Raw genomic sequence first — 16,603 nt, 5'->3', positions numbered from 1 at the left:
AGATAGATATCATCTTAAATACATATATAATTAACTTTAATTTTCTGACAAGATTTCACATAATTCTTAAACTAATTTTTTACGTGCATTATGAAAAAAATTGCACCGTGTCAGTCTTTAAAAGATTATATATCATAACTTTAAGAGAGGAAGAAAAACTATGAAGATGAAAAGAAAAATCATTATGACAACAGCACTTGCCGCTACGTTAGCTACAGGTGCACTACCTACTACCTCGGTGTTTGCTGCAGAAAAAGAGGCTCCTATTCAACACAAAGAGGCACAATCGAGTATTCAACCTTTGGCACAAAATAATTTGGAAACAGCCGTTCAAGCTGCCTTAAATGGTCCAGAAGTCAAAAAAATTAAAGTATTTGAACATGAATTTAATGTAAAAGAAATAGAAGTAGTAAACCTAGGTGCAGGAAAAAAATATGTTAAGGGGCAAATTTCTCATCATTTAAGTTTTCGTCCAGATGATCAATTTTATTATGAGTTTACAGTACAAGATGGAAAGGTACTAGATAAACCTGTATTTAATATTGATAGAGGTGGTTGGACACCATTTGCCGCTCCACTTTTATCAATTCTTGCTGCGTATAATGGAATTCCAGTTAATCCAAATGATTTAAATACACTTGGTCAGCAAATTGGTAAAGTTATAGATGGAAGCTGGGAACATGCAGCCCAATCAATTGCAACTGTAGTTAGTCTAAGTTTTAATGAGTAGAATTTTTCAATTTTTATTAGCAGTGTAGAGATCCGCTTTTTGTAATCAGCCTTGTTATAAGAGATTCTAAAACAGCTATTAATAAATTTTTACCACTCAATCACATTATCTTGATTTGTTTACCACCTTATTATTCATTATATGTCACAAAATAGAAGTCTTTTTTAGGACTTCTGTTTTGTTTGTATTCAATGCAATAAACAGTTGTTTTTTTGGGAGGCTATACTTCGATTTTTCAATAATCCATTTGGCTATTAGAGACAATTTATAATAACAAATTATTAAAGTCTCAAATAACTTACTCCCCCTATTGTTAATTATTTTCAAATACAAAAATTTATTATCTTAAGAATGAAAAACAATAAATATAGTAAAAAATCATCTAACAATTGTTTAAAGGTCAGGAGAGAAAAAATGAACAAAATAAAAATGAGAAATTTCTTTAAAATTAGTATCCTTACTTGTATTACACTAGCAAGTTTAAGTACACCATCTACTATTTTAGCTAATAGTCATCCAGGTTACTCCTATGAATCCAATATAGGGTATCAAAATCCATCGTGGATGGCGAAAATAGAAGATTCAACAAAAATAAGTGAAATATCTATTCCAGGGACTCACGGTACAATGGCTTTACATGGAGCAAGTTTTATTGATGAAAATTTGACAAGAAATCAAACTATGAGTTTATCCCAACAATTAAATTCCGGAATTCGATATGTAGATATGCGTGTTAAACGTGTAAAAGATTCTTTTGCAATGTATCATGGTGTTGTAAATCAAAAAGCTGTGTTTGAAGATGTATTGAAAGAGACCATTCAATTTTTAAAAGCTCATCCAACAGAAACAATATTAATGCGCTTAAAAGAAGAAACTACTCCTGAAAATGGATCTCTATCATTTGAGGAGATATTTTTAAAATACAAAAACGTTAATGCTTCATATTTTTGGGATCCTAATTCCGTACAAACTTCAGATAGAAATAATCCTACTTTAGGAGATACCCGCGGGAAAATTGTAATCTTACAAAACTTTACATCCACTCAATTGTACGGGATTGATTACGAAGGTTTGAATATACAAGATAAATTTGAAATTGGAAGCGGACCAAACGAAATATACACAAAATGGATTGCGATAAAAAACCATCTACAAAATACAAATACTAACTTTAATAATGGAAAAATTCACCTCAACCATTTTAGTGGTACGGGGGGCGCAGCCGCATTTTTAAATAATGTATATCCTTGGTTTGTTGCAAGCGGAAAAGAAGGCAGAAATACTGACAGTAGTCCTAAATTGATTCAAACGAATTCCACTAATGCGTGGAGTGATTTCCCTCGCGATAGAAACGGACAAGTATACTATGGGGGGATGAATATACTTGGGACCGAACTCTTACAACAAGGCGCAATTAAACATTCTGGTATCATCGCAGCTGATTTTCCTGGTCCAGGTTTAATTGATAGTATCATTAAATTAAATGGTATACATTCAAATGAAAAAGAAATATTAATTTCGCAAATAGCATCTGAATCTAGTCCTTTATCAGGGCAACAAAATCGATCCAGCCAAAACTTTAAAATTGATAGTTTACCTGTAGGTACAAAAGAATTAAAATGGGTTATTGAGCCTTCAGAAAAAGATTATCCTTCTACTATTTCTTTCAATGTAATGATTGATGTTTCCCTGGGAATAGATTCCACTCGTTGGAAGAATATTTCACATGAATCTAAGACTGAAGCTTACACAAATACTAAATATTATATTGCAAGTCCAATTGGTGCCACTAGCAAATTCACAGTGAAAATTTACGCTATTACAAATTAGAAAAAAAGAATCCCAATGGAATTCCATTGGGATTCTTTTTTTAATTTCATTTCGTAAACATTAGGATAGCGATTAAATTTTATCCCGCGTTAACGGGCGCCCGTAAAAGCCCGATTGGTGAGGGCTGATAATCAGTCGGGGATGAACAAAACCTCCACTGATTACAGTTTCACTTTATTAACATATCATTTAATCCATTAGATAATTATATTTGGAACAGCCCTTAATTTTTAAAGAGCAATCCAAAATTGTAAACTATCTTTTTCAGCTTATCATTTATTCAAAACTGGCTTCCAAAGCGATAAAGCAAAAATCCAATTTGAGTCGCCATTTCCTTGATGATTTTGAACCGCTTCGTACACTTTCCCCTCATGTACTACTCTATCACCTTTAGTATATGCTTTTCTTGCATCCCATTTTTCATATGCGGAATTCTCTGACTTTGTTGTTACATTCAAAACATCACTTCTACTAGATTCATTTCCAGCTAAATCAACCGCCGTCACTACATAATTATACGATGTATTAGCCTTCAAATCTTTATCCATAAAGGATGTATTAGCCGCTGTTCCAATTTTATTCATAACCCCAGCGCTTTCTCTATATACAATATAATGGTCAACACCTACATTATCTTCTGACGGACTCCACATTAAATCAACAGTTGTCGATGTTGTACCCATACTATGTAATCCTTTTGGTTGAGTTGGAGCCTCTATATCGGGGATTGTATGTGTTGTCTTAACCTTCAGTTTTTCACTTTCTTTTGATATGTTTCCAGCAGAGTCTAATGCCTTTATTGTATAAGTATATTCCGTATCTGCTTTTAATTTTTTATCAATAAAAGTTGTACCTGGTACCGTATCAATTACTTCTCCATTACGTAACACTTGATATTCTTTTACACCTATATTATCAGTGGAAGCCTTCCATGTTATTTCAACACTATTGGCAGAAACTTTAGAGGCATTTAATTCAGTTGGTTGACTTGGAGCTACTGTATCAGGAGTTTCATTATTTACTAAATTTACATCAACTACATTATAAAAAGCATTTGACGTATCTGCTACATCCCATACAGCTAAAATAACATGATAACCATTACGATCAGTTGGTACATTAATTGTATGTGTTAAATTATTTGATGCAGCCGAACCGTCATGTTTCACAGTTCCGATTGGTTCTAATTCAGCACGTGTTAATGGTTTGTTAGGATCCCATCCCTTTTTTGTAATGTAATAATGCCATTTACTTGTAGAATGTGCTGCTGTATATTTCCATGTAAATGTATTTACTCCACCTTTAATTGTGTTTTTGAACCAACGATTTGATGTTTGTTGGTCAAGAATACCTCCAAACAACCCTCCTGCCGAAGCGATTTTCCCATCAATCGGTCCACTATCTGGAAATCCTTTAGGTGCTTCTAGACTTTGAGGTTCGTACATTACATTTCCACAATTTAAATTTAATACCCCATAATTCTGACTACATAAAGCAGCACGACTACTCGGCTTTTCAACAAACCCATGTGCATACGCACTTTGAGGAGCCATTGTGATTGCCGTCATGCCTGCAGCCAAAACACAAGCACCAATCCCCTTTTTACTTGTTCTTAATCTTTCCAATTTAGATGTTAATTTCAATTTCATTTTTGTCCCCCCAATATATTGCTTTCGCTAATATAATAGCAATATAAGGATAAACGAACAAATCATCAATTAATATATTAATATCTCTCATAAATTGGTGCATTTATTATTATTTTTAATCTCCTATAAAAATAAAGTAAATACAATTACGCAATTTTGTAACATTATGTATTAAAAGAAGAATAAAAACTCCGTTTAATTTCACAAAAAATTCAAATATTAAAACAAAAAAATTCCTCATATAGGAAAAATAAATTTTTTATATTACAAAAAGCAAAAAAGTCTGGAAGAAACCGATTATATCCGTTTCTTCCAGACTTTTTTGCTTTTATACCACTCACAAATCCTTTAACCTTAAACATATACACTTGAGGTTAAAACACATATAATACCCCTACTAATTCAAACTAACGCTTAATTACTCATAAAATAGCTTAAGGTATCTAGCTTAACTGTATTTTCTTTATTAATAGCTATTTTCTATCCTGTATTTCCTTACTTTAAACAAATTATCAAGAGATTGTTAACGTTTAAGAAAAGAGAAAAGATTTAAAATCCCATTTTTAATTATCACATTTTAACAATTTATTATGTTATTTTTAGCTAATAAGGCACAGAAACAAAGGATGAACTTCAGTGTGCTTGAGAACGATTTTAGGGTGAAACGTTTAAAGGGTATTTTAGTACTGAGTTTTTATTAAATGTTCCTGTACCTAATATTTAAATTAACGTATGTCAAAATATTTTACAATACGAGTATTAAACGTTACATATTTTTATATAAAATGATACATTTCATCAACACACCTCTTCTGATCTTTATGATAAATATAGAAAATTCAGCTCTTTAGGATTTAATTTTAGAATTCTCATAAAAGTATATAATAGATTAGACACATAATTGTCACAAATTAATAGTTTATCTACTTTATGATTACCTATGAAAACTTTATTACCACTTCAATATTTACTGCTAAACTAAAGCACTCTATACCTACAATTTCTTAAAACCCTTTTAAATAATCTTTCAAAAGAGTCGATAGTTTTATATTTTTTATTTTTTTATTGTACATTTGTACATTTGATGTTAGGATTATGCCTATTAAAATTGAATCCTAACGATTCTTCTTTATAATCTCCATGTTTTAATTGTTAAATAAAAATATAGATTCTGATATATATTTAAAATCAGAACGAAAATGTCGTTATTTTACAATGATGTCGTGGAATACCTTTAGAATGGAAAGATATATGCAACAACGTGTTAAGGGGTTACAGGGGGAACAAAAATGAGAGACTTTTTTGATGATAAGTATAAAAATATTGAATTGAAAAGGAGGTTAATAAATTTAATAAGTGAAATTAGCGAATTCAAAGGAAAATTAGCTGCTTATCAGGAACAAAACAAGGACATATTTAATAGCTTAGAAAAAACTATACCACTACATTACATAAAAAATTTCACAACTATTTACGAGGATATAAAAGTTCCTAATAAAAGATTAAAAGAACTTATTTTAGATGATATCGTACCTCAAAATATTTCGGAAGATGCTATTTTTTGCTATTATCAAACACTTTCTTTTGTACATAAAAACTCCTGTACTTTATTAATCAATCCAGCAACTATACAGGAATTACATTTTCAACTAATACATTACATTACCTCTGACAGTGCCAAATGGCGTGAAAAACCTTTTATTATTCCAGGAATTCCAGAACATGGAATGCACTTGAATAGTTACCGCATTCTTCCACATGAACTTATTCCACAGTTTATGGAGCAATTATGTGATCAATACAACTCATTAAATACTAGTAAGGGGCTTCATTCACTTTTATTAATAGCTCGTTTTATATTAAATTTTTATTGCATAGTCCCTTTCAATCAAGGTAATAACAGGTTGGCATTTATGTTAATGCAATTGCTGTTAATTAAGAGTGGACATACATTTGTAAAATATGTATGTTTGGATAAATATATTAAGAAACATGAATCTGATTATTACAATTCGATTTATAAATCTTCGGTGAATTGGTACTGCGAGGAACATAATAATAGCTTTTGGTTAAAAACGTTTTTAACCATTATATTAGAGGCTTACAAAGATCTTCATAACACAGTTCTAGATTCTATATGTAAACATACTAAAGTTGAGAGAATTCAGGATTTTATACTTAAACAAAAACAACCCTTTACTAAAGAAAGTATTCGTAACACTTATCCAGACATTGCAGAGAGTACAATCAGTAAGGCTTTAAATTCCTTGCAACTGTTTGGCCATATTAAGCTAGTTACAAAAGGAAGAAATGCAAAGTGGATTAAAATTTGACCATACTTTCAAGACACCTGAGGTTCAAAAATTCAATAATAACTTTATCATTGAATTTCATTTTAATTTTAAGCTATTATTACTTTTTTAGTTATTTCTAATTCCAACAAAACAGTTTATAGGAAAAGGTCCGCTTCCCTCCGCCTTTTCCTATAATAAAATTAAATATAAACATAGAATAATTGTCGAAAAAAGTCGCATTTTAATATTTTTTCTTTATTTTCTGGTTGTAAACGTTTCACTTTCATGTTACCATCTTAATCAAACAATAGATGGTAACATGAAAGTATTTCTTTCCCTTAGAAACATATAAACGTACGGTAATATCAAGAAAATAAGGCCAAAGAAATATTTGATACCTACCAAAATAATTAATAGGAATTTTGTCGCGCTATTTTTTTCTGATAATTAAGAAAATGCATTTTGTCCCTAAACAAAATTTGTTAGTGCGCAAAATTCAAATACACTAGAACACCCAAATAAATGAAAAATGAATTCTTCCTACAAAATTTAGCTGATTAACATAAAGACATCTAAATTACTACCTTTATCGCCATCTATTGTTGACAACATATTTACCAACTAAAAAAGAACCTATCAAGGGTTCTTTTTATTATAATCATTCAAATTTCAATTCTATCTTAATACTTAAATTTCCACACAAATTACATCTGCTTTTTGCTCTCAATTATTGAATTAATAATATAGCACATCAAATTTATTAATTCTTATCTCCAATTAGTTTAAATTAGTGAATAAAATTCAATCATATAAAAATAATAAATACAACTAATCGTTATATATTAAAGAGGTGTCAATTTTGTCCTTAAATGAAGAGACCTTAGAAACTAAGACAGATAAAACCATTGAAAAGATTCAAACAAGTAACTTAAAACAACTTAAAAATACACTAGATAATATCTTTGATATTAGTGCAGATTTAATTGAACATCCTTTGCAATTAAAAACAAACACGAATATTTTACTATATTATTTTGAAGGCCTTACAGATGGTGTTGCATTAAAAACCAATGTTGTTACACCATTATTACAAGAAGTAAATGAAGACAGTCAAATATTTAATTCTAATATTATTGCTACTCATACCAAAATAGTATATACATGGAATGAAATTAAAGAAGGGTTACTTGAGGGGCAATGTGTACTGTTTATGGAGGGAGAAAAGCGGTCACTTCTAATAAACACAAAAGGCTGGGCAGAAAGGGCGATTCAAGAGCCAATTTCAGAAGTTACTATTAAAGGATCCCATGATGGATTTATTGAAAATGCCACAAAAAATATAGGTCTTATTCGTCGATATATTCCTTCTACAGAGTTAAAAATCAAAAAGCTGACGATTGGAGAACGAGCCACTTCTATAGTCTATTTAATTTACTTAGGTGATGTAGCAAACGCAGATGTAGTCCAAGAAATAGAAACTAGAATCTGTAAAATCAAAACAGATGCGGTATTAAGTATTGGAGAGCTATCTAATTATACAAAAGATCAAAATTGGACTCCTTTTCCACAGGCTTATTTAAGCGAACGCCCAGACGCCATTTCAAATCATATACTTGATGGGAAAGTAGCAGTGTTAATGGATAGATCACCTGGTGCAATGGTTGTTCCTATGAATTTGATTGGATTTTTTCAAACCCCAGATGACTATAATATTCATTGGCTCATCGCATCATTTTTTCGCTTATTACGATTTGCAGGATTTATTATAGCTATTTTTTTACCCGCATTTTATATTGCTATAGTCTCTTTTCACTTTGAAATTATTCCTATAGACTTATACACTTCTATTGCAACATCAAGAGTCAAAGTCCCTTTCTCCCCCTTATTGGAAGCTTTTATAATGGAAATTACACTAGAAATGCTACGTGAAGCTGGCATTCGCTTACCACAACCAATTGGACAAACTATTGGAATCGTTGGAGGGATTGTAATTGGACAGGCGGCTGTTCAAGCTGGTCTTGTTAGTAACGTTATGGTTATTATCGTATCTATTACAGCCATTGCTTCATTTATTGTTTCTAATTATGATTTATCAAGTTCTATACGCCTTATCCGTTTTCCAATGATGTTATTGGCTTACTTTTATGGGATTGTAGGTATTGTTAGTGGATTAATGCTTTTATTTGCTCATTTTGTTTCACTAACTTCCTATGGTTCACCATATGGAATGCCAATCGCACCATTTCGTCTCCAAGAGTTAAAAGATTCTTTTGTAAGATTTCCTATTTCGATGATTACCACCCGCTCGAGTACAGGACAGCCGAAACAAAGAAAGAAAAAAGAAGGTGGTTAACATGGGAAATCTTAAGTTCCAAAAAGTAACTTTATTCGAATTTATTATTTTCATTCATTCGCTTCAACTTGCATCTGGTATGTTAATTATGCCAAGCCCCCTTGCTACTAATGCTGGCACAGATGGCTGGATTTCGATCATTCTCGGATGGATAGTTACTTCTATAATCGGGGTATTTATTATATTAATGTTACAAAAAAATCCTAACAAAAATTTCTCACAAATCTTAAAAACATACTTTGGTAAATGGATAGGGACAATTCTTTTTCTTGCATATGCCTTTTATCTATTTTTTGCTGGATTTAATACTTTATTAAAGGCAACCGATATTGTAAAAGTGTGGATATTCCCTTCCACTCCTGCTTATCAAATCACCATATTATTACTATTACCTTTTATTATTTTAACCCTGAGTGGGTTAAGGGCTCTTACTAGTTATTCTATGCTTGTTTTCTTCTTCACTACTTGGATGCCACTATTTCTTCTTTTTTCACTAAAGACTAACTACAATCCTTTACACCTACTACCTATATTTAAAGAAGGATTATACCCTATTGTAAAGGCAACAAAAGAAACCATTACTCCTTATGCTGGCCTAGAAATTGCATATTATATATATCCATTCTTACAAAAAAAGCAAAAAGCCATAAAAGGACTACTAATAGCGAATACTGGAACCATGTTTTTCTATCTATATGTTACTATTCTTTCTTATATATACTTTAGTCCAGAGGGGATAAAAGACGTAATCTGGCCAGTATTTCATCTGTTAAAAGGGGTTCGTTTTTCTTTCATGGAACGATTAGAAATTATATATATCGCTTACTATTTAATTGTATTTTCCACTACGATATATCCGTATTTATTTTTCAGTTTTGAATCTGTAGCCATTTCACTTCAAAAAAACGCCCGCAATTGGGCGCTGCTTGCTTTTATGTTATTTATAGTTGGCCTATTTATTTTCCTAAATCCCGATGTGGATCAATATTTGTTTATATATTCTCTTATGGATATCTTAAATGTCGTTTTCTTTATTCTATTACCAATCTTATTTTTCGCTTACAGTATTCTTTTTACTTGGATTACTAGGAGGAAACAACTTTGATTCGAAAATGGATATGGATTGTAATTTGTTGTGTATATATAATTGGTTGTAGTCAGAGAATTCCTCTTGAGAAGGTTTCATTAATCCTGTTAATTGGCTTGGATAGAACCCCTAATGGAGACATAAAAGTTGGAACAAGCATACCACTCTTTCATCATAAACAGCAAAAAAGTACTATAGAACATTGGACACAAGCATCAACTGTATATACTGGATTCAGTAAGATAGATACGAAGTTAACGGGCTTTATGACAGCTTCCAAAGCTGAAATCATTTTAATTGGAAAAAAATTAGCGCAAGAAGCAAATTGGTTGCAGGAGCTTGATTCTTCTTACCGTGACCCTTACGCTACCATTAATGCTAAAGTAGTACTTGTAGATGGACCTGCAGAACAAATTTTTACAATTCATAAGCCTAGTAAACCATCACTTTCATCTTATATAAATGGTGTAATCGAATCGTCAATTCAAAATAACCAATCCGTCTCTTCTACAATTCAACAATTAATGAGAGAACAAAATGAAGAAGGAATGACGCAAACTGTTCCAATTATCAAAAAAACAAAGAATGAAATCGATACAGTAGGAATTGCATTTTTAAATCGAAAAGGGAAATATTTAACTCATATCCCTAAAAAAGATGTTAAATTTTTCAATCTTATAAATAAGCAAAAAAGTAGCGGGCGAATGATACTACACCTTGCGCTTCCTCCTAAAAAGTCCAACAAAAAAACAAACACTTCCATATTCGTACAGAACGCGACAAGGAAGGTAGTTGTTAATTTTCAAAACGGAAAGTTTGTATTTAATCTCGATATTTACGCTAATGTAGCTTTAATAGAAAAAACCAATCCGAATTCAATTAAAGGGCACTATGATAATAAAAAAAATATAAATAATTTAAAAAATGCTATTCAAAAAGAAATTAATAATAATTTACAAAATATGTTACATGAAATACAACAGAATAAAATTGATCCAATCGGATTATCCCAATATGCTAGAGCATTTCAATATAAAGAGTGGAAAAAAGTAAAAGGAAATTGGTTGCAAGCGTTAGCAGAGGCTAAAATAAATGTAAAGACACACGTCAAAATAAAAGATACTGGAACCATTAGAAATTAGACTAGTCTATTCTTCTGCTTAAAATTATTTCTAAGTGGAATTTTCCATCTTCTATAATTATTATGTAAAAGATAATAACTCAAAGAAAAATCTACTGGTTAAATGCTAACCAATAGATTTTTCTTTTTTATCTAAGGATTCTTTTAAAGGCACAACAATTTTACTGTAGTAATCAAGAACTGGTTTCTAATTTAAGTTACTGGAGAGTATAATCCCTACCAGCTTTCATCCCAATAGCAACTCAATGATATAACATTAAAGATATAACCCCTTAACTTAGGGATTTTGACTTTTCAAATTTATACCAATGTCTTAGCTCTATGTACTTTGATATATATGTCCACATCAATATGTTATTGCATCATATACTGAATAGATAATTTAAATTACTTTTAAAAAGGATGATGAGGATGAACCTAGATGATATACAAAAATCCTATGGCGTAATTGTAAGTTTAGGAGGCTTGTGTCAAGTCACTAACCAAATCAAAAGGCACCATTTAAGAACATTTTCTGGACCTTTAGATTGGTTTTATTATCCATCACTTTCAGATGTAAACAGATTACTTCAAAATCGATTTGAAAAATTTATGAAGTTGGAAAATATGGTCATAGAAGGTTCAGAAAGTTACGGTCTTATTGAATCAGAATTTGATAATCAAACTAAATGGGCAGAACGAATTACCTATTGTATAAAGGACACTTATTATAATTGTTTTTCAATGCATGACTTTCCTATTGACTCAGAAAAGGATTGGAAATCAACCTATCCTTCTTTTAAAGCTAAATTAGACACTAGAATTAATCGATTCCTTGAAAAAATAAATAGTAGTGAATCAATTTTATTCATTAGGATTTGGGGAAATCGAGATGAAGCGGTTGAATTAAAAAACGTATTATCCGAAATTACAAATAAAGATTTTAATATTCTTATTGTCAATTTTAAGGAGGATATATCTAATATCGTTGAACAAAATTGGGGAATATCGAGGGTTTGTTCAATTGAACTCCCACGTTATCAGGATAGATGGGAAGGTGATGATTCCGATTGGAATTATATTTTAAATAAAATAACATTAACTTAATACTTTTCTTCTTACTTTTAACATGATTTTTCCAGTAAATTAAAATAGGTGTAGAGAAATAAAATTCCCATCTAATTGATACACACTTAATTAATAAACCGTTCATATAATAACTCATAAGTCCTTCTTTATTGAATAAATGGTTCTTTACAAAATTGATTCCATCACTAGAGCACCTTTATACGGTGCTCTTTTTTAAATTTGTAAAATCTACAATGTAATATTTGTTCACTCTTCCTTTAAATAGTTAATTTCCTTCTTAGATTTTTCATTATAAGCTTCTTTAATTCCCTTGATTCCCCTCCCCTTCTTTTATCTTACAAACAAGTAATTTCTTTCATTAGTATTAAATAAAATAAAGCATTGATTTTAGAATAACCTAATTTACATAAGATTGAGAATAAACTACAGTGCGTATTCTTCACGTTTAATCAGCATTTGAATTATAAATCTAACATATATTTTTTAGTTGATTGTCATTATGGTACAACCGTGTATACATTTATCAAACAAACTACATAGTTTAAATTAGTAAAATATATAGAGAGGAAGGAAAGAAATTTATGAAAGTCATAATTTTGTGTGGCGGAAAAGGGCTTCGGATGCAAGGAATTTTAGAGGACATTCCCAAACCATTAGTTCGAGTTCAAGGAAAGCCTCTCCTCTTGCATATAATGAATTGGTATAGAAAATATGGACATTCTGATTTCATTTTGCCCCTAGGATATAAAGGTGAGAAAATTAAAGAATATTTTATGGACTTTAGCTGGAAAGAGAATGACTTTAGTTTGAATTTTAAAACCAATCAATATACGCTACTTCAGGAATTAGAAAATTGGAATATACACTTTATAAATACAGGAATTGATACAATGACCGGGGCAAGGCTAAAAAAACTTGAACCCTTTGTACAGGATGAAACCTTTTTATTAACTTATGGCGATGGATTAGCAAATATAGATATTGATCAACTAATAGCATTCCATAAAGAAAAAGGAAAAATTGCTACATTAACTGGAATTAAAAAAAATAGTCAATATGGCCTATTGACGGTCGAAAATGGAATTGCTATTGATTTTAAAGAAAAACCATTACTTGATGAAGTAATTAATGGCGGTTTTTTTGTATTTAACAAAGAAATATTCGATTATTTAGGTGATAGTGATGATTGTGTTCTAGAAGAAGATCCTCTTCGCAATTTAATAAAAGACAATGAGCTCGCAGTCTATGAACACAATGACTTTTGGGCTAGTGTCGATACACCTAAAGATTTAAAAACTGTAGATGAAAGTTGGAATCCTAATAAATTTTAGTGGAGAGGACTGAATAAACATTGAACTCTAATGATAAAAAAATAAGTTTACCTCGATTGTATATCCCCTCTAATGAGAAAATAGTTAACCCGCTTTCAACAGGAATTAAAGCTTCAAATCTCTCCAAAAAAAATACTCAAAAAAGAATGAATCCCCAATTCTATAATCAACAACATGATCTAAATAATCATTTCTGTGTCATTGTAGGTAATGAATATGTCTTGAAAATCATTGCTTTACAGCAATCATTAATGCAGTACTCAGAAAAATTCACATTGTGGATTTGTTGTATAGACCCTTTTGCATATTCACTATTAAAAGAAATGAATTTAATTAATGTAAACCTTTTACAAGTTGAAGAATTAGAAGATAGTGAACTAAAAGCAATTAAAAGAAAAAGAAAAGTAAATGAATATTGTTGGACTTTAAAATCTGTCTTGATAGAATATTTATTGGTCAATTATGATTTACCATCTATTCTATATTGTGATGGTGATTTATGCTTTTTCTCTGATCCTAATATTATTTTTGAGGAATGGGGTGAATACTCTATTTTCCTTACCCCCCAAAGAGATCGTGATTGGGTAGAAAAAATGTATGGAAAATATCAGGCTGGGCTAATTGGATTTAAGAATGATCTCTATGGACTAAAAAGTGTAAGATGGTGGAAAAATAAATGTCTAGATTGGTGCAGTGCCGAGGCTGAGGAGGGGAAATTTGGAGACCAAAAGTATTTAGATTATATCCCTATATATTTTCCAAAAGTAAAAATTTCAAATAACTTAGGTATAAATGCTGCGCCTTGGAACTGTATATATAATAACGATTATAAAATTGACAAGACTAAAAACGATGTATTTATTGAAAACGACAAACTAGTTGTTTACCATTTTGCATGTATTACTATCTTTAATGAAAATGATTTTGATCTTTGGTCTTTAGGAGCAATTTCAATACCCAATAATATATTAAACCATATTTACACTCCGTATTTAGAGAGAATTCAATTTGTTTTAAATCAATTAAAAAATAAATTCAATAAAGATACTAAACAATTTTTAAGTAAAAAAGATATAAATAAAGCTCAAACCTTATATAAAGATTCACAATTAAGAAGAAAAATGAATCAATCCAATCATTTTATGAACTTTTCCATGATTATAAGTAAAGAACGATTAATTCAAGGATTGACCTCTTATTATTCCTTAGAAAATTTCAACGCTAAATTTACTGTATGGATTTGTTGTATGGATGATTTAACTTATCAAATATTAGAGACATTAAAATTAAAGCACGCCATACTAATTCCAGTAAAAGATATTGAAAATCATGAACTCCTCAGTATAAAAAATGATAGAAGTTTACAAGAATATTGTTGGACATTAAAAGCGCCCCTATGTCTACATGTCCTTAGTCTTTATCCGGAAGTTGATCACATTATATATTGTGATGCTGATATGTATTTCTTTACAGCACCTAATATCATTCTTGATGAATGGTGGAAATACTCTGTATTCCTTTGCCCTCAAAGAAGCTCTACTGAAATTGAAAACATACACGGTATATATCAAGCTGGTTTAGTAGGCTTCAAAAACGATCAAAATAGCAAAGAAATTTTAACATGGTGGAAAGATAAATGCCTAGAATATTGCAATAATCATTATGATGTTGAAATGAATAGATGGGGTGACCAAAAATATTTAAATCACATTCCTAACATCTTTTCTAATATAAAAATCATGACTCATAAAGGTATTGATGCAGCACCTTGGAATGTCATTTTAAATAGCAGTTCTATATCAAAAACAGATAAAAAAGTTTTTATTGATCAAGATGAATTAATAGCTTTTCATTTTGGAAGTATGCAAATTATTAATCCAAATGAGTTCGATTTATGGAAACAAGAAACTTTAGAATTACCTCCAGAAGTTTTAGATTATATATACATTCCTTATATTGAACAATTGAACAAGACATGTCATACCCTTCATAATACTTTTCAAAAATCCCCCTCCTCTTTATTTGCTGACCAAATTGATACAACGACAATAAAAAATTATTTTAAATACTCCTCCCCTCATTACAATTAAGACTGATACTCTCCTTATTTAAAAATAAATCTTAATAAAGGATAGATTTTCACTATGATTACTTCATTTAAAAATAAAACTTTCCTTATTACTGGTGGATACGGTTTTATTGGTTCTCACTTGGCACGAAGACTTTTAAATTTACAAGCACGAATTGTTCTTTTCATAAGAACACCATCAAATTTTTGGAGACTAAAGGATATTATAAAAAATATTGAAACCTATGAAATAGATATACGAGATAGAAAACAAGTACAGGATGCAATAAAGAAAGTTAATCCGGATTATATCTTTCACCTGGCAGCCTATGGTGTAAATTCTGCCCATACAGATTACATGCATGCTATAGAAACAAATATTATAGGGACATGTAACATTATTCAAGCAGCAAAATTGGTGAATTGTAAAAAAATTATCAATTTTGGGAGTAGTTCTGAATACGGTAACAAAATGGAACCTATTCATGAAAATATGTTACTAACTCCTGTGGATATCTACGGAAGTACCAAAGCTGCTGCTACTATACTCGCCCATCAAATTGCTAGCGAAAACAGCATTAATCTTATAACATTAAGACCTTTTGGCATATTCGGAGAAAGCGAGGAGCCACATAAAATTTTTAGCTATATAATCTTGCAAGTATTACAAAACAAAGATGTAAATTTAACTTTCTGTAATCAATTAAGAGATTATTGTTATATAGAAAATATAATAGATGCCTGTATCCTAGCAGTAGAGAATACTACTGTACAAAATGAAATCTTTAATATTGGGAGTGGCACTATTTACCCCTTGAAACATTATGTAGAATTATTATTCAAACATTTGAAAACCAATTCCAGACCAAATTACGGTGCAATTCCATCTAGAACGAATGAAAGATGGGTTCCTGAAGCAGATGTGCAAAAAATAAAAAACTCTCTTTCCTGGGAACCTAGAATTAATATTGAAGAAGGAATTATAAAAACTGTTAATTGGTATAAAAATAATAAACATTTATACCTAATCCCCTAAAAATAGGGTACTAAAG

General features: G+C 30.4%; 11 protein-coding genes. 10 read left to right on the top strand and 1 reads right to left on the bottom strand.

Annotated features, from left to right (window positions below; translation table 11 throughout):
• Positions 1-160: 160 nt before the first annotated feature.
• Together ACLBXA_RS17125 and ACLBXA_RS17120 are read left to right on the top strand one after the other, a co-directional pair.
• The gene (locus ACLBXA_RS17125; protein ID WP_000782791.1) at positions 161-730 is read left to right on the top strand and encodes a hypothetical protein; all 570 of its coding nucleotides are present in this window, start codon (positions 161-163) and stop codon (positions 728-730) included.
• A 414-nt stretch (positions 731-1,144) separates the two neighbouring features.
• On the top strand, positions 1,145-2,560 hold the full coding sequence (locus ACLBXA_RS17120; protein WP_001033595.1) for a phosphatidylinositol-specific phospholipase C: 1,416 nt from the start codon (positions 1,145-1,147) through the stop codon (positions 2,558-2,560).
• Positions 2,561-2,832: 272 nt separating this feature from the next.
• Here the strand turns inward: ACLBXA_RS17120 and ACLBXA_RS17115 are convergent, their stop codons facing one another.
• Positions 2,833-4,209 (bottom strand): lytic polysaccharide monooxygenase, encoded by a 1,377-nt coding sequence (locus ACLBXA_RS17115; RefSeq protein ID WP_000769023.1) that lies wholly within the window; start codon positions 4,207-4,209, stop codon positions 2,833-2,835.
• Between the two features lie 1,289 nt (positions 4,210-5,498).
• Here ACLBXA_RS17115 and ACLBXA_RS17110 point away from each other — a divergent pair.
• From ACLBXA_RS17110 to ACLBXA_RS17075, 8 genes are all read left to right on the top strand, one after another.
• Positions 5,499-6,542 (top strand): Fic family protein, encoded by a 1,044-nt coding sequence (locus ACLBXA_RS17110; protein ID WP_001204206.1) that lies wholly within the window; start codon positions 5,499-5,501, stop codon positions 6,540-6,542.
• A gap of 820 nt (positions 6,543-7,362) precedes the next feature.
• Positions 7,363-8,856 carry a spore germination protein gene (locus ACLBXA_RS17105; protein WP_000055704.1) on the top strand — a complete coding sequence of 498 codons (1,494 nt, stop codon included), beginning with the start codon at positions 7,363-7,365 and terminating at the stop codon, positions 8,854-8,856.
• Between the two features lies 1 nt (position 8,857).
• A complete protein-coding gene (locus ACLBXA_RS17100; RefSeq protein ID WP_000527367.1) occupies positions 8,858-9,961 on the top strand; it encodes a GerAB/ArcD/ProY family transporter in 1,104 nt (367 codons plus the stop codon).
• Positions 9,958-11,085, top strand: coding sequence for a Ger(x)C family spore germination protein (locus tag ACLBXA_RS17095; RefSeq protein WP_447617336.1), 1,128 nt, complete (start codon positions 9,958-9,960; stop codon positions 11,083-11,085). Before ACLBXA_RS17100 ends, ACLBXA_RS17095 begins: the two co-directional genes overlap by 4 nt.
• A gap of 410 nt (positions 11,086-11,495) precedes the next feature.
• Positions 11,496-12,170: a papain-like cysteine peptidase gene (locus tag ACLBXA_RS17090; RefSeq protein WP_001046794.1), complete on the top strand. Its 675-nt coding sequence runs from the start codon at positions 11,496-11,498 to the stop codon at positions 12,168-12,170.
• A gap of 563 nt (positions 12,171-12,733) precedes the next feature.
• Positions 12,734-13,483, top strand: a complete 750-nt coding sequence (locus ACLBXA_RS17085; protein ID WP_000864426.1) for a sugar phosphate nucleotidyltransferase — start codon at positions 12,734-12,736, stop codon at positions 13,481-13,483.
• Between the two features lie 20 nt (positions 13,484-13,503).
• Positions 13,504-15,573 carry a hypothetical protein gene (locus ACLBXA_RS17080; protein ID WP_001087536.1) on the top strand — a complete coding sequence of 690 codons (2,070 nt, stop codon included), beginning with the start codon at positions 13,504-13,506 and terminating at the stop codon, positions 15,571-15,573.
• Between the two features lie 54 nt (positions 15,574-15,627).
• Positions 15,628-16,587 carry an NAD-dependent epimerase/dehydratase family protein gene (locus ACLBXA_RS17075; RefSeq protein ID WP_000633065.1) on the top strand — a complete coding sequence of 320 codons (960 nt, stop codon included), beginning with the start codon at positions 15,628-15,630 and terminating at the stop codon, positions 16,585-16,587.
• The last annotated feature ends 16 nt before the right edge of the window (positions 16,588-16,603 follow it).

It is taken from the genome of Bacillus sp. D48C, assembly GCF_053345735.1.
This window is presented reverse-complemented; position numbering and strand designations above follow the sequence as displayed.

Bases quoted from the DNA above. Each gene is read 5' to 3' on its own strand.
- ACLBXA_RS17120 (WP_001033595.1), top strand. From the start codon at position 1,145: ATGAACAAAATAAAAATGAGAAATTTCTTTAAAATTAGTATCCTTACT.
- ACLBXA_RS17115 (WP_000769023.1), bottom strand. From the start codon at position 4,209: ATGAAATTGAAATTAACATCTAAATTGGAAAGATTAAGAACAAGTAAA.
- ACLBXA_RS17125 (WP_000782791.1), top strand. From the start codon at position 161: ATGAAGATGAAAAGAAAAATCATTATGACAACAGCACTTGCCGCTACG.
- ACLBXA_RS17110 (WP_001204206.1), top strand. From the start codon at position 5,499: ATGAGAGACTTTTTTGATGATAAGTATAAAAATATTGAATTGAAAAGG.
- ACLBXA_RS17075 (WP_000633065.1), top strand. From the start codon at position 15,628: ATGATTACTTCATTTAAAAATAAAACTTTCCTTATTACTGGTGGATAC.
- ACLBXA_RS17090 (WP_001046794.1), top strand. From the start codon at position 11,496: ATGAACCTAGATGATATACAAAAATCCTATGGCGTAATTGTAAGTTTA.
- ACLBXA_RS17100 (WP_000527367.1), top strand. From the start codon at position 8,858: ATGGGAAATCTTAAGTTCCAAAAAGTAACTTTATTCGAATTTATTATT.
- ACLBXA_RS17085 (WP_000864426.1), top strand. From the start codon at position 12,734: ATGAAAGTCATAATTTTGTGTGGCGGAAAAGGGCTTCGGATGCAAGGA.